1 protein-coding gene (only partly in view) is annotated in these 22857 nt (G+C 67.4%); it reads right to left on the bottom strand.

Annotated elements, in window-relative coordinates:
• Nucleotides 1-22857, bottom strand: the 5' portion of a protein-coding gene (locus D892_RS0120305; RefSeq protein WP_024803008.1) for a non-ribosomal peptide synthase/polyketide synthase. Its footprint begins 10380 nt before the window's first position; the window shows 22857 of its 33237 coding nt (coding positions 1-22857); it begins with the start codon at nt 22855-22857; the stop codon falls past the left edge of the window.

The raw sequence follows: 22857 nt of genomic DNA, 5'->3' as shown, positions 1-22857 counted from the left end.
CTCGTAGGCGGTCAGCAGATCCCGTGCCAGCGCCGGCATCGACGCGCCGTCGGTCGCGATGTGATGCGCCACCAGCACGACGACCCATTCCCCCGTCCCGGCCCGCAGGACCGCTGCGCGGCAGGGGATTTCGGTGGCGAGGTCGAACCGGTAGCCGGCCACGTCGGCCAGGGCGGCCTCGGAGAATTCGGCCACCTGCACCGATACTCGTGCCCGCTCGTGTCCGGGGTCGAGGATCGTCTGGTATCCGACGCCGGCGGTGTCGGTGAAGATGGTGCGCAGCGGCTCGTGCCGGCCAACCACGTCCTGAATCGCGGCCCTCAGCGCGGTTTCGTCGACAGCGCCGGTCAGGCGCACCGCCATCGGCATGTTGTAGGTCGGTGACGGACCCTCGAGCCGGTGCAGGAACCACAACCGGGTCTGCGCGAAGGACAGCGGTATCGCCTCGGGCCGGGGCCGCGGCGTCAATGCCGTGCGCACCCGGGTGCCCTCACCCAGCCGAGCGGCCAAGGTGGCGACCGTCGGCGCGTCGAAGACCGTCCGGATCGCCAGTTCGACACCGGCCAGGGCCCGCACCCGGGCGATCAACCGCATGGCCGAGAGCGAATGCCCGCCCAGATCGAAGAACGAGTCATCGGCACCGACCCGGTGGACGCCGAGGACCTCGCGGAACACCGACGCCAGCAGCGTCTCGGCATCGCCGGTGGGTTCGCGGAACACCCCGGCGCTGGTGAACACCGGGGCGGGCAGCGCCGCGCGATCGAGCTTGCCGTTGACGGTCAACGGCAACCGGTCCAGCACCACGATCGCGGCCGGGATCATGTAGTCGGGCAGCAGTCTGGCGGCATGTTCGCGAACGTGGACCGGGTCGATGGTCGTGGGGTTGTTGGCGTGAGTCGCCGGTGTGCCCGGTCGGCCGCCGGTTCGGTAGAGCCCGGTGACGGTGGTGGCGGTGAGGCCGGAACCGGGTTCTAGGAAGACGGCCTCGAGGTGGCCGGGTTCGGGCGCCCAGGTGACCTCGACCTGGCAGCCGAGCCGGGCGGCGAGCCGGTGCAGGTCCTCGGCGAGCAGTGCCCGGTCGTCGGATTCGGATGCCGGGAGCCGGCCGGCCGCGATATCGGCGACGGCTACGGCGTCGGCAATGACGCCGCGCTGGGGAATAGCGGTGACGCGCAAGCTCTTCCACCCGCTCGGGCGGTCGCGCAGCAGTTTTTCGAGCCGGGCGAGATCGGTGTAGGCGATCCGGTCGGCATCGTCGACCGACCGGTGCTCGACCGGATTCTTGGTCAGGACCACGTCGTAGCGGTAGCGGGTCAGCTCGTTGTCGGCCTGCCCGCGTTTCACCATCACCCGGACTCCACCGAGGTCTGGATTCGCCGCCGCTACCGCGGTGAAAAACTCTGGCGCCACCAGCAATTCGTCCTCGGCCACGAGCGCGCGCCCGATCCTGTCCCGCAACCCCGCCACAGCGATACGGCCGTAGAGGGTCAGGGCCACCCCGGTCTCGAATTCCCGCTGCAACGCGTAGTTGCGGATATCCCCGAGGAACAGCGCACCACCCGGCGCGAGCAACCGGATCGCTTTGTCGATGACCTCTCGCAGGTAATCGACGTTGGGGAAATACTGCGCCACCGAGTTCAGAATGATGGTGTCGTAATGGTTTTCAGGAAATCCGGTGATGTCGTCGGCAGCCTGCGCCGACAACCGCACCCGCCGAGCCCACTCATCAGGAAGACCCGCCAACTGCGCCTGCAAAGCGGCCACGGCCACCGGAGAAAGATCGGTGCCGTGGTACTCCCGCACTGCCGGAGCCAGTTTCGCCAGCAACAACCCCGAACCGACACCGATCTCCAGCAGCCGCTGCGGATTCAAGGCGCTGATCGCGGCCACCGTCGCGGTACGCCACTGTCGCATCTGATCCAGATCGATCGGACTACCGGTGTAACTACTGTTCCAGCCATCGAAATTCTCACCGAAATCGGCCGATCGCTCACCGGTACCGTGTTCGCCCGCATGGAAGGTATCGTCGTCGCCGGTGTAGAGCACGTCGTAGACGCGCTGCCACTGCCGGACCCGGTCGATCTCCTGATCCTGGTCCCGCCCAGGAACATTGGATTCGGGGACGAGGTAGGCAACCAATTGCCGTCCGTCCGCCTGCCCCGGTGCATCCCTGAGGACGACGGCGGCCTGCCCGACGCGGGGATGCTCGAGCAGCGCGGTTTCGATTTCGCCGGGTTCGATGCGGTAGCCGCGGACCTTGACCTGGTCATCGGCGCGGCCCAGATACTCGAGGAAGCCGGTGTCGGTCCAGCGGACCAGGTCTCCGGATCGATACAACCGCTCCCCCTGCACCCCGAAGGGATTCGGTACGAAGCGGGCCGCGGTCAACCCGGCACGGCCGCGATACCCGCGAGCCAGACCTGCACCGCCGATGTACAACTCACCCGTGACACCGGCCGGGACCGGGCGCAGCCAGCTGTCGAGCACATGGACTCGCACATTGCCGATCGGAACACCGATGGGACTGAACTGGGAGGTATGGGTATCGTCCACACCACCGGTGAGCGCGAGTTCTGTGGTGTGGACAGTGTTTTCGGTGATCCCGTACATGTTCACCATGACCGGCGCGGCCGGGTCCGCCGTGGACCCGCCCCACGGGCCGAGCCGAGCCGGAGCCAGCGCCTCACCGCCGAAGATGACAAGTCGCAGCCCGGATCGCTCCGGCCGCGGCGCGCCGGCGGCCTCGATGAGCGCGTAGAAGGCGCTCGGAGTCTGGTTCAGCACCGTCACCCCGTGGCCGCGGATCGTGTCCCACAGCTCCTCGGGTGAAAGGACGACATCCCAGGGCACCACGACGACCCGCCCGCCGGTCAGCAGCGGACCCCACAGTTCCCACACCGAGAAATCGAAGGCATGGGAGTGCACCCACGCCCACACGTCGGATGCCCCGAATCCGTACCGGCCAGCGGTGACGGTGAACAGATTGACGACGTTGCGATGGGTCACCGCAACGCCTTTGGGGCGTCCGGTGGATCCGGAGGTGTAGATGACATAGGCCGTATTGCATGCGCGCAGCGGTGCCCGCCGTTCCGCGTCGTCCACGTCCCAGACCGCGGTGTCGTCCTCGGTGTCGGTGTCGGTGTCGAGCAGCAGGCAGGGGCGGGTTCCGGTGTCGGGCAACAGCTCCCGCTGGCCGGTGGTCGTGAGGATCGCGATCGGGTCGGCGTCGTCCAGGATGTACTCGAGGCGGTCACCCGGATGCGCGGTGTCGATCGGCAGATACGCGCCGCCCGCCTTCAGGACCGCCAGCAGCGCGACGATCAGATCACCGGAGCGTTCCACCGCCACCGCGACCACGGTGTCCGGTCCGACCCCCGACGCGATCAAACGGCGGGCGAGCCGGTTGGCATTGGCGTTCAGCTGCCGGTAGGTGTATTCGGTTCCCGCGCACACCGCCGCGACCGAGTCCGACACCGCCGCGGCCTGCCGTTCGAACAACCCGGGCAACGTCGCGCCCGCCTCGATGGCTACGGAAACAGCGCTCCGCTCGGTGAGCGCGAGCGTCCTCTCGGCAGGGTCGACGACCTCGACGTCCGCGAGGCGGAGGCCCGCATCGATCGAAAGTTGCTCCAGTACACGCACATAGCGGGCGGTGATCGTTTCGATCTGCTCCCGATCGAAAAGATCCTGCTGATAGACGGTCCGCAACTGGAGGTGCTGATCGTCGAGTCGAGCCGCGATGCGGAACGGGTAGTGCGTGCCGTCGCTGATCTCGACGCCGGTGATCGTGAGGCCGTCGAGCAACGTGGCCTGGGTGATCAGGCCGTCGGCATCGACGGGGTAGGACTCGAAGACCATGATCGTGTCGAACAGCGCCCCCGCGCCGACCGCGGCCTGGATATCGGCGAGCCCGGCATGGTGATGATCGAGCAACCGCGTCTGCTGAGACTGGAACTCGGACAACGCATCCGCGACGGTCTGCCCGGGTTTCGGATTCACCCGCACCGGCACGGTATTGACCAGCAAGCCGATCATCGATTCCACACCGGCCAGCTGGGGTGGGCGGCCCGACACCGTGGTGGCGAAGACGACGTCGTCGCGTCCGGTCAGGGTCGACAGCACCAGGCCCCAGCCGAACTGCAGCACCGAATTCACGGTCCCCCCCAGCCGGGCAGCCAGTTCGGCGATCCGGCGGGTGGCGTGGGCGTCGAGGGTGACGTGATGTTCACCGGGCAGGCCGGCGACCGCGGCGGCAGCGGGAGCCAGCAGGGTCGGTTCGCCGAAGCCGGCCAGGGCGTCACGCCATGCGGCCGTGGTGATTTCGCGGTCCGTGCGAGCGAGCCAGGCCAGATAGTCCCGGAACGGGACGGGCCGCCCGAGAAGCGCCGGATCGCCGCCGGTGGCGTAGAGAGCGAGCAGTTCACGCATCAGCAGCGGTAGTGACCAGCCGTCGACGAGTATGTGGTGCACGGTCACCACGACGGCGAAACCCGTACCCGCCTCATGGCCCCGGACCAGCGTGAAGCGGATCGCGGGAGGCCGCGTCAGGTCGAACGGGGTCAGCCGGTCCTCGTCGCGGACCCGGCGCAGGGTGTGCTCGGCATGTGCGGGATCGGTTCCGGTCAGGTCGATTACACGCCATGGCGGCGTCATGGCCATTGGAATCACCTGGCGCACCGCACCGCCGGCATCGGAGACGAAGGCCGTCCGCAGGTTAGGGTGCCGGGCGAGCAGGGCGGTCACCGCCGCCTGCCAGCGCGGCGCATCGCATTCGCCGGCGAAGCCGAGTTCGACCTGGGCAGTGTAGATGTCGAGCGCCCGCGCGGCGAGCAGAGCGTGGTAGTACAGGCCCGATTGCAGTGGCGTCAGCGGCAATACGTCGGCCAGCGAGCCGTACCGCTCCTCCCAGCCGTCGATATCGGGCTGGGTGACGGCGACCAGTGGGAAGTCCGACGGTGTCGCGCCCCCGGCATCCGCACCGTCCACATGCGCGGCGAGCGCGGTGATCGCATCCACCCACAGTTCGGTCAGCTCGCTGACGTCGGTCCGGGAGAGGACAGCCGTGGGGAATCCGATCTCGGCCGACAGCACTCCCCCGACCACGACCGCGCTGATCTCAAACACGGCGGTCATCGGCAGCGCCGGGTCCGGGGATTCGCGGAGATCGGCGAGGTCGGCGGCGGGGACCCAGCCGAGCGTCGAAAGCGACTGCGCCACAGTGCTGTCCGAACCAGCGGACACTTGACCCAGATAGTTGAAACTCACCTGCGGCGAGATCGCCGGGACCACCGCGGCCGCACCGTCGCCGCCGTAGCGCAGGAGGCCGTAGCCGATGCCGCGGTCGGGCACGGCACGCAGCTGTTCCTTGACGGTCTTGAGCGCTGCGCCGAGGGTGACGGCGTCGAGGGTCGTGAGGTCGATGCCGCCCAGATCCACGCGGAGCGGGTACAGGGTGGTGAACCAGCCGACCGTGCGTGAGAGGTCTGCCGTGTACGGGGTCGCGGCGGCGTCCGCGACGATGTGTTCTTCGCGGCCGTGCCCCTCCAAATCGACTACCAGCGAGGAGGTTTCGATATCCCGACGTGCGCGCCAGCCACGGACCGCGATGGTGAGTGCGGTCAGCAGGGCGTCCTCGATGCCGGCGTTGTAGCGCTCCGGAAGTCTCTCGACGAGGGTCGTCGTGACATGTTCGGGAAGGGTGACGACCACTCGGTCGGCAGTCGATCGCCGGTCGAGGGCCGGGTCCAGGGCGCGGGACCCCAGCAGCGGGTCGGGACCGTCGGCCTGGCGCGCCCAGAACTCGAGCTCACCCTCGCGTACCCGCGACCGCCCCAGCTCGGTCAGCGCATGCGCCCACCGCCGCATCGAGGTACCCACCGGCGACAACACAGGGGTCCGTCCGGCAGCGACAGCAGTCCACGCCGCCATCAGATCAGGAACCAGGATGCGCCACGACACCCCGTCCACGACCAGATGATGCAGCACCAGGATCAACCGGCCCGCCCGCTCAGGACCCCCGTCGAGCCAGGCGACCGCGACCATGACACCCTCTGCCGGGCGCAGACGCCCCACCGCACGATCCAATGCTTCGGTCGCGACCTCCCGCCACCGATCCGAACCCACAGCGGGATCAACGGTCACATGCTCGATCAGGTCCGCGACATCCACCGTTCCCGGCTCGGCGGTCGTCAAAGACCAACCGTCCCTCGAGTTTCCGTGCAGGCGCGCACGCAGCATGTCGTGGTGACCGATCACCGCAATCAAGGTCGCGACCAGCCCGGCATGGTCGATCCCGGCCGGAAGTTCCAGCACCATATGCTGATTGACCCGGTCGATACTCTCGCCCTGCTCGAGCAGCCACCGCACGATCGGAGTCGGTGGCAGGTCCCCGACACCGCCGCCGGGCAACTCCGTGAGGACGGCGACGGGTGTATCGGTGTCGGCGTGGGCGGCCAGTGCGGCCGGAGTCTTGTGCTCGAACACATCACGCACAGAGAAGACGAGTCCCTGTGTCCGAGCACGGGACACGAGCTGGATGGCGATAATGCTGTCACCACCGAGATCGAAGAACGAGTCCTCGGCCCCGACGTTCTCGACACCCAGGACCTGCGTGAACATCTCCGCGAGCAGCGTCTCCACCGCACTCACAGGTTCCCGGAACGCCGCGCTCACGGTGAATACCGGTGTGGGCAGGGCTGCTCGGTCGAGTTTGCCGTTGACCGTGAGGGGCAGCCGATCGAGGGGCATGACCGTCGTGGGGATCATGTAGTCGGGCAATTGGTCGGTCAGGTCGCCGCGGATCAGTGTTGTCAGAACGGTGGGGCTCGCCCAGCGAGGATGCGCGGTGAGGATGTCGACGGGTTGAGGCTCGGCTTGGTCACGGAGCGTGCGCGTGGCGTAGAGGATGTGCAGACCGGTGCCGGTGACATGCGGATTCGTACGAGTAGCGGTATGGAATCCGCGCTGCTGCAACAGATCCCGGATCACGGCCAGCCGGTTGTCGATGTCGTGGACCTCGGCCGCGATCTGCTCGATCCGCGACCAATGCTCATCCCGAATCCCCTGCAGCGCTTCGAGTTCGCCACCCTCGACATCGAGCTTGAGCAACCCGATCCGGTCCAGACCGTGCTCGTCGATGATGTCGGACACCGTCCGGATACGCACCTGCACCTCGACCGACTTCAGACGATCATCGAGCAACTCGTCCAAAGCGTCCTGGCCCACTTCGGCGGCCCGCGACCGGAATTCGTTGTGCAGGAACGAATCCAGCAGCTCCCGCTGGTCCTCGGTAGCCCTGCCTCGAGCCGACAGGATCGACATATCCGGGTAGTAGGTGAACACATCGGCACCCGCCTCGGCACCGATCGCCGCCTCGATCAACGTCGCATCCAGGCCGTGCAAATCCGAATTCGCCCGATACATCCGTTGCAGATCCGGGATCGGCTCCACCGCATAGATCTCCACCTGCGGCGACAACGTCTTCGCATACACCGAGAACATGCCCACATGGGCACCGATATCGAGAACACACCCCTCGGACGGAACGATCACACCGTCATGGCAGTACTCGGCCCGCTCGAACACCTCCTGGAACAGAAACTCGATATTGGACCGGTTACGACCCACCACCGGCATACCATTCGGCAAAACGTGCAGCTCGGCGTCCGCGTACGTTGCGGTGTCCCGTAGCCGGAGGCAGGCGTGGGCCACCGGTGCCGCAGCCTGATCGGGCACCACATAGCCCACAAGTCGGGAGGACTCGATGCCCGTGGCCTCGACATCGAGATGGCGTGTGGTGACGGCGGCCTGCGCGATCGCGGGATGCTCGGCCAGAACAGTCTCGACCTCACCAGGCTCGACACGGTACCCACGGATCTGCACCTGATCATCAGCACGACCCACATACTCGAGCACACCGCCGGCACTCCAACGCACCACATCGCCGGATCGATACAGCCGCTCCACCGCACCACCGAACGGATCAGCAATGAACCGGCTCGCGGTCAACCCCGACCGGCCCCGGTACCCACGCGCCAAACCCGCACCGCCGAAATACAATTCACCATTCACACCAGGCGGCACCGGGCGCAGCCATCGGTCCAGGACATACACCCGCACATTACCCAACGGCACGCCGATCGGACTGAACTGTGCACCGGACCCGCCCTCGAGTGTGAATTCGGTGGTGTGCACGGTATTTTCGGTGATCCCGTACATGTTCACCAGCTCCGGGCCACCCGACCGGCCGAACACCGGATCCCAGTGGCCCAGTCGCGCCGGATCGAGTGCCTCGCCACCGAAAATGACCAGCCTGAGCCCGGATCGGTCCGGCCGCGGCGCAGTGGCGGCCTCGGTGAGCGCGTAGAACGCGCTCGGCGTCTGGTTCAACACCGTCACCCCGTGCGACCGAATCACTTCCCACAGGTCATCCGGCGACCGCACCACATCCCACGCCACCACCACAACACGCCCACCCGACAACAGCGGACCCCACAACTCCCACACCGAGAAATCGAACGCATGCGAATGCACCCACGCCCACACATCATCGGAACCGAACCCATAACGATCCGCAGTGACCGAGAACAGATTCACCGCGTTGCCATGCGTCACCGCAACACCTTTGGGACGACCCGTCGACCCCGAGGTGTAGATGACATACGCCAGATTGCCCCCACGCAACGGCCCACGACGCTCGACATCCGACACATTCGCCACATCGCCCGACCCGATAGAGCCACCGATGAGCTCGTCGAGTGACAGAACTGTCCGATTTCCAGTGTTGGGCAACAGCTTCCGCTGACCGCCGGTAGTGAGGACAGCCGCCGGGTCGGCATCGGCAAGAACGTACTCGACACGATCAGCCGGATGCGCGGTATCGATCGGCAGATACGCACCACCGGCCTTCGACACCGCCAGTAAGGCGACGATCAACTCATAGGACCGTTCCACCGCCACCGCGACCACACTGTCCGGACCCACACCCGCCACGATCAACTCCCGCGCCACCAGGTTTGCCGCACAGTTCAACTGGCGGTAGGTGTATTCGACGCCGTCACCGACCACCGCGATCGCTGTCGGTGTGGTCGCGGCCCGGAGTTCGAACAGTGCGGGAAGCGTGCCGGCCGGATCGACGTCGCGGACCGTGCCGTTCCATTCGGTCAGAACGGCGGTCTTCTCGGCCGGGTCGAGAATCTCGAAGTCCGCCACCCGGGTACCGGGGTCGGCGGTGAGCTGGTCGAGCAGGCGCAGGAACCGATCGGCGAGCGTCACCACGGTGGCGCGGTCGTACAGATCGGTGGCGTACTCGATCCACGTCTGGTAGCCGTCACCAGGTGTGCCGGTGTCGATGATGTTGAAAAGCAGGTCGTAGCGGGAGGTTCCGGTGGACACCGACACCGGCTGCACCGTCAGTTCCGGCAGCAGATCAGCCAGTAGCGCGATGTCGGGCAGGGGATTGTTCTGGAATGCCAAGGCCACCTGGAACAACGGGTGATGCCCGGGTGAGCGAACCGGGTTGAGCAGCTCGACGAGTCGCTCGAACGGGGCATCCTGATGGGCGTAGGCATCCAGGGCGCGCTCGCGGACCCGAGTGAGCAGATCGCCGAAAGTCGGGTTGCCGCCGGTGTCCACGCGCAACACCCAGGTGTTGACGAAGAAGCCCACGAGATCCATCAGCGCCTGGTCGGAACGTCCGGCGATGGGAGCGCCGAGGGCCAGGTCCTCGCCCGCGCCGAGGCGGGTCAGCAGCACCGCGAGCGTGGCCTGCATAACCATCGCCGGCGTCGCGGCGTGCTCGTGCGCGAGGGCTTCGACGCGCAGCCTGATCGATGCCGGGACGGTGAACTCGTACAGTTCGCCGCGATAGGACGCCAGCGCGGGACGCGGCCGGTCCGTGGGCAGCTCGATCACTTCCGGCAGCCCGGTCAGCGTCCGACGCCAGTAGTCGAATTGTGTGGCGATCAAAGACTGTTCGTCGTCGGGATCACCGAGCAGCTCACGCTGCCACAGCGTGTAGTCGGCGTACTGCACCGGCAGCGGGGTCCACTGCGGAACGTTTCCGTTGCGGCGAGCCGCATAGGCGGTGAGCACATCGCGCGCCAGGGCGGGCATCGAGGCGCCGTCCGCGGCGATGTGGTGCACCACCAGCACCACCACGGTGTCCCCGAATCCGGAGCGGAGAATCGCTGCCCGGCAAGGTATTTCAGCGGAGAGATCGAATCGGTAGCCACTCAGGCCGGTGAGAACGGCCTCCGAGCTGTCGGTCACCAGCACCGGCACCGACGCACGGACATCGTCGTGCTCGAGGATGGTTTGACTGCCCACCCCGTCGATATCGGTGAAGATCGTCCGCAGCGATTCGTGGCGGACGACCACGTCGCCGATGGCGGCTTCGAGCGCTGATTCGTCGACCGTCCCGGTCAGGCGAAACGCCAGGGGCAGGTTGTAGGTCGCCGACGGACCCTCCAACCGATGCAGGAACCACAATCGTGTCTGCGCGTAGGACAGCGGGATCACCGCCGGACGGAGCCGCCGCGTCACGGTCTCCCGCACCGGGTCGCCTTCGCTCAGCCGCGCGGCCAGCGCCGCCACGGTGGGCGATTCGAATACCGCGCGGATGGGCAGTTCGATTCCAGCCAGCGCCCGGACGCGGGCGATCAACCGCATCGCCGAGAGTGAATGACCGCCTGCTTCGAAGAACGAGACCTCGGCCCCTACCCGGTCGATCCCGAGCACGTCCGCGAAGGCGGACGCGAGCAGGATCTCCGCGGGTCCGGTCGGCTCCCGGAACACCACGCCGCCGGTGTAGTCCGGTGCCGGAAGCGCGGCACGGTCGAGTTTGCCGTTGACGGTCAACGGCATTCGGTCGAGCGCCACCGTCGCGGCCGGAATCATGTACTCGGGCAAGACATCCGCGGTGAACGCACGGATCATCCGCGACCAATCGGCGCCCTCGTCCTCCGCCTCGCCAGCGGACGTAACGGAGTCGGGGACGATGTAGGCGACCAGCCGCCGGCTGTCGCCGCCACCGGGCAGCGCGACGACGGCGGCCTGCCCGATTCGCGGATGCCGGAGCAGGACGGCTTCGATCTCGCCCGGTTCGACGCGGTAGCCGCGGATCTGCACCTGATCATCGGCACGACCCACATACTCGAGCACGCCGGCAGCATTCCAGCGCACCACATCCCCGGACCGATACAACCGCTCCCCCGCCGTCCCGAACGGATCGGCGACGAACCGACTTGCGGTCAACCCCGACCGGCCGCGATACCCACGCGCCAAACCCGCACCGCCGAAATACAATTCGCCGGCCACTCCGGGCGGCACCGGCCGCAGCCAGGTGTCGAGAACGTACACCCGCACATTGCCGAGCGGGGTGCCGATGGGGCTGCCGGCCAGCGACTCCCGATCGCGCGATAGCGCGAGTTCGGTTGTGTGCACGGTGTTCTCGGTGATCCCGTACATATTCACCAGAACGGGTGCGCCCGCTCGTCCCGGCGTATTCCAGGCGCCGAGCCGAGCCGGGTCGAGTGCTTCACCGCCGAAGACGACCATCCGCAGTCCGGATCGCTCCGGCGCGGGGGCATGCGCGGCCTCGGCGAGCGCGTAGAACGCGCTCGGGGTCTGGTTGAGGACCGTGACACCGGAATCTCGCAGCGTCCGCCACATACCGTCGGGCGAGCGCACCACGTCCCACGGCACCACGACCACCCGCCCGCCGCTCAGCAGCGGACCCCACAGCTCCCACACCGAGAAGTCGAACGCGTGCGAGTGCACCCACGCCCACACGTCATCTGTCCCGAACTCGTAGCGCGCAGCGGTGACCGCGAACAGATTGGCCGCATTGCCGTGCGTGACCCCGACGGCCTTGGGGCGGCCCGTGGATCCCGAGGTATAGATGACATAGGCCAGGTTCGCCGGGCGCAGCGGTGCGACCCGCTCGGCATCCGTCACATCCGGCGCCGCGGCAGCGCCGGCGCTGTCCTCGAGCAGCATCGTGGGACGAGTACCCGTATCGGGCAACAGTTTTCGCTGGCCGGCAGTGCTGAGGATCGCGACCGGGTCGGCGTCGCGCAGAACATACTCGAGCCGTTCGGCGGGATGGGCGGTATCGATCGGCAGGTAGGCGCCGCCGGCCTTGAGCACCGCCAGCGCGGCGACGATCATCTCGAAGGACCGTTCCACCGCCACCGCGACCACCCTGTCGGGTCCGACCCCCCTGGCGATCAAGTCGCGCGCCACATGGTTTGCCGCAGAGTTCAACTGCGCGTACGAGTACTCGGCGGACCCGTCCACCACGGCCACCGCCTCGGGCGTGGCTCCGGACTGCGCTTCGAAGAGCTGCGGCAGCGTTGCGGGAGTGCCGATATCGGTTCCGGTGCGGTTCCAATCGGCCAGCACCGCCGTCGTTTCCGCCGGGTCCAGGATCTCGAAATCGGCGAGTCGCGTGGCCGGGTCGATGCCGATCCGGTCGAGGACCCGCAGAAACCGCTCGGCGAGTCGTTCGACGGTGGACCGGTCGTACAGATCGGTGGCGTATTCGATCGATGCCGGGAATCCATCGCCGGTCCGGCCGGTATCGGTGACATTGAACAGCAGGTCGTAGCGGGCGGTCCCGGTCGGCACCGATACCGGTGCCACGGTCAGGTCCGGCAGCGGGTCGCCGCCGGGCAGGGGGTCGTTCTGGAACGCCAACGCCACCTGGAACAGCGGATGCTGCCCGGCAGAGCGAATCGGATTGAGTAGCTCCACGATTCGCTCGAACGGGGCGTCCTGGTGGGTGTACGCGTCCAGGGCGCGTTCACGAACCCGCGCCAGCAGATCGCCGAACTCGGGGTTGCCGGAGGTGTCGATACGCAGGACCCAGGTGTTGACGAAGAATCCCACCAGATCGGTCAGGGCCTCATCGGCGCGTCCGGCGATGGGCGCGCCGAGAGCCAGATCCTCCCCGGCGCCGAGCCGGGTGAGCAGGACCGCGAGCCCGGCCTGCAGCACCATCGCCGGCGTCGCCCCGCGTTCCCGGGCCAGGACGTCGATCCGCTCCCGCGTCGAGGCGGGAATGGTGAACTTGTGCAGGCTGCCCCGGTGGGATGCGGTCGCGGGCCGGGGCCGGTCGGTGGGCAGCTCGATCGCGTCGGACAACCCGGCCAAAGTGGCACGCCAGTAGTCGAACTGGGCCGCGATCAACGATCGTTCGTCCGCCGGATCACCGAGCAACTCCAGCTGCCACAGCGTGTAATCGGCATACTGCACCGGCAGCGGCGCCCACCCCGGTTCGGCGCCACGCCGCCGAGCGTCGTACGCGCTGAGCAGATCTCGCGCCAGCGGGGCCATCGAGGCACCGTCGGCCGCGATGTGGTGCAGGACCAGGACCACCACCCATTCACCGGTCCCGGAACGCAGAATGCCCGCGCGGCAAGGAATTTCGGCAGACAGATCGAACCGGTGCGCGGCCAGGGCAGCGAGCGTCGCTTCGGTGTAGTCGGTCACCAGCACCGGAACAACCGCACGCTCCGGGTCGAGGACGACCTGCGCGCCGACACCGTCGATATCGGTGTAGATCGTGCGCAGCGATTCGTGTCGCCCGACCACGTCGCGCAGCGCTGCCGCGAGGGCCGATTCGTCGATCTCCCCGCGCAGCCGCACCGCCATCGGCAGGTTGTAGGTCGCGGACGGACCCTCGAGCCGATGGAGGAACCACAACCGCGCCTGGGCATAGGACAGCGGGACCACGGCGGGGCGAGGTCGCGCAGTCACCGCCGCCCGCACCCGGGCGCCCTCGTGCAGCCGAGCGGCCAGCGCCGCCACCGTCGGTGATTCGAAGATCGTGCGGATCGGTAGCTCGACCGCGGCGACTACGCGCAACCGCGCGATCAGCCGCATCGCCGACAGTGAATGCCCGCCGAGATCGAAGAACGAATCATCGGCACCGATCCGGTCGAGACCGAGGATTTCGCCGAACACCGAGGCGAGCAGAATCTCCTGCGGCCCAGCGGGTTCCCGGAGCGCGCCCGTCCCGGTGAATTCGGGTTCGGGCAGCGCGGCGCGGTCGAGTTTCCCGTTCACCGTGAGCGGCAGCCGATCGACCGGCACGACCGCGGCCGGGACCATGAACTCGGGCAGGATCCCCGCCGCGTACTCGCGCAGTACCCGCGACAGCGCCGGAGCGTCGACCGGGTCGGCGGCACCACTGTCGGCCGGCATATCGATGACAGCGTCGGTGTCGGGCACGACGTACGCGACGAGTTGCCTGCCACCCGTCCGACCCGGTGTTTCGCGAGCGATCACAGCCGCCTGCCCGACCCGCGGATGGCGCAGCAGGGCCGCCTCGATCTCGCCCGGTTCGACGCGGAAACCGCGGATCTTCACCTGCGTATCGGCACGACCCACGTACTCGAGCACGCCCGACTCGGTCCAGCGGACCACATCCCCGGACCGATACAACCGCTCCCCCGCACCGCCGAACGGGTCGGCGACGAACCGGGCCGCCGTCAAGCCGGCCCGGCCCCGATATCCCCGGGCCAGGCCCGCACCGCCGAGGTAGAGCTCGCCGGTCACCCCCTCCGGTACCGGCCGCATCCACATGTCGAGGACGTAGGCCCGCACATTGTCGAGCGGACCACCGATCGGCACCGGCCCGCCACCGGCGGCAGCGGAGCCGACCGGGTGCGCGGTGGCGTACACCGTGGTCTCGGTGGGGCCGTAGACGTGCACGAATCGTGTTCGGTCCCAACGGCGTACGGCCGCCCAGAAGACCTCGACCGGCATCTCCTCACCACCGGTCCACACCTCACGAACGCCGGCGAAGCAGTCGTCACCGTGGTCGACGAGCAGTTCGAACAACCGGGTGGTGAGGAAGACCGCGCTGACGCGATGGCGGGCGATCAATCGCACGATCTCGACCGGCTCCACGCGGTCGCCGGTCGCCATGACCGTGGTGCCACCGCTCATCAGCGGCACCCACATCTCGTAGGTGGAGGCGTCGAAGGCGACCGAGGAATGCGCCAGTACGGTGGCGTGCCGTCCTTCGGCCGCCCACATCCGGTTCGCGGTGAAGGCGACGACGTTGTGGTGGGTGACAGCGACAGCCTTGGGGCGGCCAGTGGAACCGGAGGTGTAGATGACATAGGCGAGATTGCCGGCCCGCACGGGTGCGAATCGTTCGGCGACAACAGGATCGGCGCTGTCCGCCGTACCCGCGCTGTCCGTGTCGTCTGCGCGTAGCACCGGGATTCCGCTGTCGGGCAACAGGTTACGCAATTCCCCGGTGGTAACGACCGCGACCGGATCCGCGTCGCGCAACACGTACTCGAGACGTTCGGCGGGCTGCGCGAGATCCAGCGGCAAATACGCGCCACCGGCCTTGAGCACCGCCAGCAGGGCGGCGACCAATTCATAGGACCGCCCCACCGCCACCGCGACCACGCTGTCCGGGCCCACGCCGGTCGAGATCAGTTTCCGCGCAAGCAGATTCGCCGAAGAATCGAGCTGCCGGTAGGAGTGCTCGACACCGTCGCACACGATCGCGATGGCGTCCGGATCGGCGGCTACCCGGGCTTCGAACACGCCGGAAATGGTGGCGGCCGGGTCGATTTCGGTGGTCGTGTCGTTCCATGCGGTCAGGACACGAGTCTTCTCGGCCGGTCGAAGGATCTCGAGCTCGGTGAGCAGCGCGTCCGGTCGCGTACCGATCTGGTCGAGGGCACGGGCGAGCCGGTCGACGATCGCGGTGACCGTCCCGGCGTCGAACAGATCCGTGCGGTAGATCGCGCGCAACCGTAGTTCGTGCCGGTCGAGGTCGGCGATCAGACCGAAGGGGTAGTGCGCGGCCTCGCTGGTGTCGATTCCGGTGACGGCCAATCCGTCCAGGAGTTCGGCCCGGGCCAGCAGTGCCTCGGTGTCGAGCGGGTAGGACTCCAGCACCAGGATGGAGTCGAACAAGGGGCCGACGCCGGAGTCGGCCTGTATCTCGGCGAGACCGATGTGGTGGTGGTCGAGCAGGCGGGTCTGCTGCCGCTGCAGTTCGGTCAGCGCGGACTCGACGCTGTGCCGCGGCGACAGCGTGACGCGCACGGGCAGCGTATTGATCAGCAGGCCGATCATGTGCTCGACATCGGGGATCTGCGCGGGACGCCCCGAGACGGTGGTGGCGAAGACGACGTCCTCGCGTCCGGTGAGCGTCGACAGGACCAATGCCCATCCGAACTGCAGCACGGTATTGACCGTCACACCGAGGCGAGCCGCCAGGTCGGTGATGCGCCGGGTGCTGTCGGCATCCAGGGTGAGGCGATGTTCGCCGGGCAGTCCGGGTGCCGTGCCGGTGGCGTGGGCGGGGGCCAGCAGGGTGGGTTCGGTGAGGCCGGCCAGCGCCTCGCGCCACGCCGCCGCACCGGCGGCCCGGTCGGTGCGGGCCAGCCAGGCGAGGTAGTCGCGGAACGGCGCGGGCCGGCCCAGCGCTGCCGGGTCATCGGCGGTGGCGTACAGGGTGAGGAGTTCGCGCATCAGCAGCGGGAGCGACCACCCGTCGAGCACGATGTGGTGCACGGTGATCACCACCGTGAATCCCGTTCCGCCGGAATCGTTGTGGTCGTGGACGATGGTGAAGCGAATGGCCGGCGGCGCAGTCAGGTCGAAAGGTGTCGTCCGGTCCTGCTCGCGCACCCGGCGCACCACCTGCTCCGGGTGCTCGGCGTCGGTCACGGTGACCTCGCGCCACGGCGCCGCCGCGGCCGCGGGAATCACGTGCGCCACATCACCGGTGGCGTCGGTGACGAATGCCGCACGCAGATTCGGGTGCCGATCGAGCACCGCGGCCACCGCCGACTGCCAGCGGGCGAGATCGAGCCGGCCGGTGCAGCCCAGGGCGATCTGGGTCGTGTAGACATCCAGCGAGGTGGCGGCGAGCTGGGCGTGAAAATACAGGCCCGACTGCAGCGGAGCCAAGGGCAGCACATCGGCCAGCCGTCCGTAGCGCTGTTCCCACAGTTCGATATCCGATTGCGCCACGAATCGCAGCGGGAAGTCCGACGACGTGGCGCCGCCGGCGGTCTCGCTGTCGAGATGAGCGGCGATGGCCGTCACCGAATCCGCCCACAGCTCGGCCAGTTCCGCGACCTCGCGACGGGTCAGCAACGTCGAGGGGAAGGCGAAATCGGCGGACAGCGCGCCCTGCATCACGATCGCGTTGATCTCCAGCGCGGTCGTCATCGGCATATCGGTGTCGGGCGATTCCCGCAGGTCCGTGAGATCCGTGACCGGGGCCCAGGCGATGGCCGAAACCGGCTGCCCCGCAAGGGGATCCGCGCCGAGTAGAGCCTGGCTCACCTGGCCGAGGTAGTTGAAGCTCAGCTGCGGCGAGATCACCGGTATCCGGCTCGGCGGTCCGCCGACGCCGCCGAAGCTGTCGTCCGCGAGCGGTTCGGAGGTCTTGTATCGGAGGATGCCATAGCCGATACCGCGGTCGGGGACCGCGCGCAGCTGTTCCTTGACCGTCTTGACGGCTGCGGCGAGGCCTGCGTCGCCCGTGTCGAGGTCGATGCCGTCCAGGTCTAGCAGGAGCGGGTAGCGGGTGGTGAACCAGCCGACCGTGCGGGCGAGATCCGCGCCGCCGCCGATCCCCTCGGTGATGTGTTCCTCTCGGCCGTGTCCCTCGAGATCGACCAGTAGCGAGGAGGTTTCGGCGCCACGACGGGCACGCCAGCGGGTGACCGCGAGCGCGAGCGCGGTGAGCAGAGCATCCTCGATACCGGCGTTGAAGCGGGCCGGCAGTTGCCCGAGCAGGGTCTCGGTCACCGTTTCGGGGAGGCTGACCTGCACGCGGTCTGCCACCGCTCGCCGATCGACAGCGGGGTCCAGCGCGCGGGGGCCGAGGAACGGGTCGACGCCACGGGCCTGGCGGGCCCAGAAGTCGATTTCGCTTGCGCGGGAATGCCTCTCGCCGAGCTCCCCGAGTGCGTACGCCCACCGCCGCGCGGAGGTGCCCACCGGACGCAGATCGGGGGCGGCGCCACCGTCGACGGCGGTCCAGGCGGCGGCGAGATCGGGCAGGAGAATGCGCCAGGACACCCCGTCGACGACGAGGTGATGCAGCACCAGGACCAACCGGCCCGCCTGGCCGGGTCCGGCATCGAGCCAAGCCGCGGCGATCATGACGCCGTCGGCGGGCCGCAAACGCCCGACAGCCCGATCCAGAGCTTGGGCCGCGATCTCCCGCCACCGATCGGAATCGGCGTCGGAGTCCACGACTACGTGTTCGACCAGACTCGCCACGTCCACGCTGCCGGGTGCGGTGGTGGCCAAAGACCAACCATCGCCGGCATTTCCGTGCAGCCGGGCGCGCAGCATGTCGTGGTGATCGATCACCGCGCCCAATGTCGCGACCAGGGAAACCGCATCGATGCCGACCGGCAGATGCAGCACCATGTGCTGGTTGAACCGGTCGATGCGCTCACCGTGCTCGAGCAGCCACGCGGCGATGGGAGTCGCTGGCATGTCCCCGATCCCGCCTCCGGGAAGCTCGTCGATGAGCGCGACGGGGGCATCGGTGCGGGCGTGGACAGCCAGTGCGGCAGGCGTCCTGTGCTCGAACACATCGCGCACAGTGAAGACCAGGCCCCGTGCGCGCGCTCGCGAGACAAGCTGGATGGCGATGATGCTGTCACCGCCGAGGTCGAAGAACGAATCCTCGGCGCCGATCCTCTCGATGCCGAGAACTTCGCCGAATACCGAGGCCAGCAAGGTTTCAGCCGCTCCGGTGGGCTCCCGGAACAGCCCACGGCCGGAGAACATGGGAGCGGGTAGCGCTGCACGATCGAGCTTGCCGTTGACCGTCAATGGCAGTCGGTCGAGCACCACGACCGCCGCCGGAACCATGTAGTCGGGCAATACCCGGGCCGCGTATTCGCGGATCTGCCCGGCTTCGATCGTGGCGGTGGGATTGTTCGCGTAGCTGTCGGACCGGGCCGGCTCGGCCGGCGCGCGATAGAGGTCGGTAATGGTGGTGGAGCTCAAGGCTGCCCCAGGCTCGAGAAAGACAGCTTCAAGGTGGCCGGATCTCGGTGACCATGTCACTTCCACCTGGCAGCCCACCCGAGCGGCCAGCTCGTGCAAGTCCTCGGCGGCCAGTCCCCGGCTCGGTGTCTCGCTCGCCGGGAGACGGCCGGCGATGAGGTCGGCCGCTGCGGCGACGTCGGCGAGCACGCCGCGCTGGGGAATGTCGGTGCCCCGCAGGCTCTTCCATCCGCTTCGGCGGTCACGCAGCATGCGTTCGAGCTGATCGATCCCCAGGTAAGACACGTGCGGGGCATCCGCGACCGAATAATGCTCGACCGGATTCTTGGTCAGGACCACGTCATAGCGGTAGCGGGTCAGCTCGTTGTCGGCCTGCCCATGTTTCACCATCACCCGAACCCCACCCAGGTCCGGATGCGCCGCCGCGACCGCAGTGAAAAACCCTGGCGCCACCAACAACTCATCCTCAGCAACCAGCGCCCGCCCGATCCGATCACGCAGTGCCGAGGCGGCGATGCGGCCATGACGAGCTATCGCTACCCCGGTCTCGAATTCCCGCTGCAACGCGAAATTACGGATATCACCGAGGAACAGCGCACCACCCGGCGCGAGCAACCCGAGAGCCTTGTCGATCACCTCTCGCAAGTAATCGGCATTGGGGAAATACTGCACCACCGAGTTCACAACGATGGTGTCGTAATAACTTTCGGGCAATCCAGTGATGTCGTCGGCAGCCTGCACCGACAGTCGCACCCGCCGAGCCCACTCATCGGGAAGACCAGCCAACCGCGCTTGCAGAGCCGCAACCGCCACAGGGGACAGATCGGTACCGTGATACTCCCGCACCGCCGGAGCCAGTTTCGCCAGCAACAACCCCGAACCGACACCGATCTCCAACAACCGCTGCGGATCCAACGCATCGATCGCCGCCACCGTCGCAGCACGCCACTGCCGCATCTGATCCAGATCGATCGGGCCACCAGTGTAACTACTGTTCCAGCCATCGAAATTCTCACCGAAACCAGTGGTGTCCGCGCCGCGCCGCACGGCATCGTCATCGGTGTAGAGCACGTCGTAGACCTGCTGCCATCGCCGCACCAGGTCGGCTTCCCTGTTCTGATTACGTTCGGCCACGCGGGAATCGGGAACCAGGTAGGCGATCAGTTGCCGTCCGCCGCTCTCGCCGGGCAGCTGCCGCGCGACCACGGCGGCCTGTGCCACCCGGGGGTGCTCGAGCATGACCGTCTCGATTTCCCCGGGTTCGATCCGGTATCCGCGGATTTTCACCTGATCATCGACACGTCCCACGTATTCGAGCACGCCGGACTCGGTCCAGCGGACGACATCCCCGGACCGGTACAACCGCTCGCCTGTACCGCCGAACGAGTCGGCGACGAACCGGGCCGCGGTCAACCCGGCACGACCCCGATAGCCCCGGGCCAGGCCACCGCCCCCTATGTACAGCTCACCGGTGACGCCGGCGGGGACCGGCCGCAACCAGGAATCGAGGACATAGACACGGACATTGCCCAGCGGTGTGCCGATCGGTACCGACGCCTCGGCGGTCGGGCCGGAATCGGCCGTATGCGTGGTGGTGAAGACGGTGGCCTCGGTCGGCCCGTAGGCATTGAGGATCCGAATACCCGGCAACCTGCGCCGAATACGGTCGGTAACCCTGCGCGAGAGCGCTTCCCCCGCCATCACCACCGTGTGCGCACCCGCGAGGTCGGCACCGATGTCGCCGGAGGCCAAGACCTCCCCGAAGGCCGAGGGCACACCGCTGATCACCGTCGCCCCGTCGTGCGCGTGCTCTGTCAACGCGAGCAGATCCTGGACGATCTCAACACTGCCGCCACGGCAGAGCGGGGCAAACAGTTCCCACACCGAGACATCGAACGACACCGAGGTCGAGGCCAGGATCCGGTCGTGTGCCACCAGATCCCACCCGTGCGTGAGCAGGTTGACCACGTTACGGTGCGTGACGGCGACAGCCTTGGGGCGGCCGGTGGATCCGGAGGTGTAGATGACGTACGCCAGATTGTTCGGGCGCAGTGGTGCACGGTGTCCGGCCACGCCCGGATCGCCGGCACCCGCTGGCTTCTCACTGTCGCCGAGCAGGACGACAGGACGATTACCTATGTCGGGCAACAGGTTTCGCTGCCCCACCGTGGCGAGAACCGCGATCGGATCGGCGGCGCCGAGAATGTACTCTAGGCGTTCGCCCGGGTAGGTGGTGTCGACGGGCAGATAGGCGCTCCCGGCTTTGAGAACCGCGAGCAACGCCACGACGAGCTCGTAGGATCGCTCCACCGCGACCGCGACAACGGTGTCGGGACCGGCACCGGCCGCGATCAACCGCCGCGCGAGCCGGTCGGCCGATTCATCGAGCTCACGAAAGCTGTATTCGGCACCGCCGCTCACCACCGCCACCGCGTCCGGCAGTGCGGCGGCCTGCCGCTCGAACAACCGGGGCAGGGTGGCGTCGGCGTCGACGGCTAGCCCCGTGTCGTTCCACGCGGTCAGCACCCAGTTCTTCGCATCGGGGGGCAACACCTCGATATCGGCGAGACGCAGCTCGGGATCGGCGCTGACCTGGTCGAGCACCCGCACGATGGCGTTCAGATAGTTCCGAAGATCGCTGAACCCGTGGGCCCGGCTGTCCGCACCCATCTCGATGCGGCCGCCGGCCTCGCTCTCCGCATCGTAGAAGAACATCAGCGACAATTCCGACGCCGGATTGAACGGCAAATGATGGAACTCCGCACGGCACTGCCCGAAGGGAACCGATGCCATGAAAGGCATTACGTTGATGGTCGGGCCGAACATATTCGTGCCGTTATCGCGGTCGGATCGCAGCTCGCTCGCATCGTATTTGGCATGGCGCAGAATTTCGGCCACCCGCGTCGATATCAGCGAACCGAAATCGACGAATCTCATGGCGGGTTCGGCGTTGACCCGAAGGGGGACCACACTCGCCAATAGCGACGGTGTCCGGCGCAGCGGTCCGACCCGATTGGCGAGAGCGAGCTGCACGTAGTAATCGTCTGCCTGCGAGTAGGTACGGAACGAGAACGCCGCGGCGGCGACGAACAGCGCAGCCAGGGACAGACCGGAATCGGCGGCGACGCCGGCAAACCTGCGCACCTCTGCCGGTGAGAGGATCACGCTCTCGTGGATAACGCGAACCGGCCCATCGTGCGGCCTGCCCAGCAGCCGCAACGGCTCGACCGAGGGGTCGACATAGTTCGACCAGAATGCGCGATCGCGCAGAAAACGCTCCGAGGCAGTGTAGCGCTCGGACTCCCGCAGGAGATCGGGAACATCCAAAAACCGATCATGTGCTGCGACGGAATTCGAAGTGACCGCCGAATAGTTCTCGATGACCCGACGGCCCAGGAGCATACAGCTGGCTCCGTCCGCAACAATGTGGTTATAGACGAGCACCACGAACCACCGCCATGGCGTGACCTTGACGATCGCCACACGAAACAGTAATCCGTGCGCCAGATCGAATCGCGTCAGGCTCATTTCCGTCATCAGCGCACGTGCTCGATCCTCACCGTCGGCAAACGTGCTGTAGTCGACCGATTCCGGATACCACGGCCCCAACTCGCGTGGAAACTGCCGGGGACCATGATCGGCTTCTGCGATATTCACCAATGCCGTCCGGGCCGCGCCGGCGGCCATGCGGATCGCCTCGGCCATGCCGCGTGGATCTATCTCCCCGGAAATGTCCAGATACCCGGACACATTGAGCGGTAGATCTGGATCCATCTGCTGCGACAGCCAGACAGCCTTTTGCTGGGGTGTCAGTTCGTACGACGCGGTAGAAACAAAGTCGGTCAT

It is taken from the genome of Nocardia sp. BMG51109 (assembly GCF_000526215.1).
Taxonomy (GTDB): domain Bacteria; phylum Actinomycetota; class Actinomycetes; order Mycobacteriales; family Mycobacteriaceae; genus Nocardia.
This window is presented reverse-complemented; position numbering and strand designations above follow the sequence as displayed.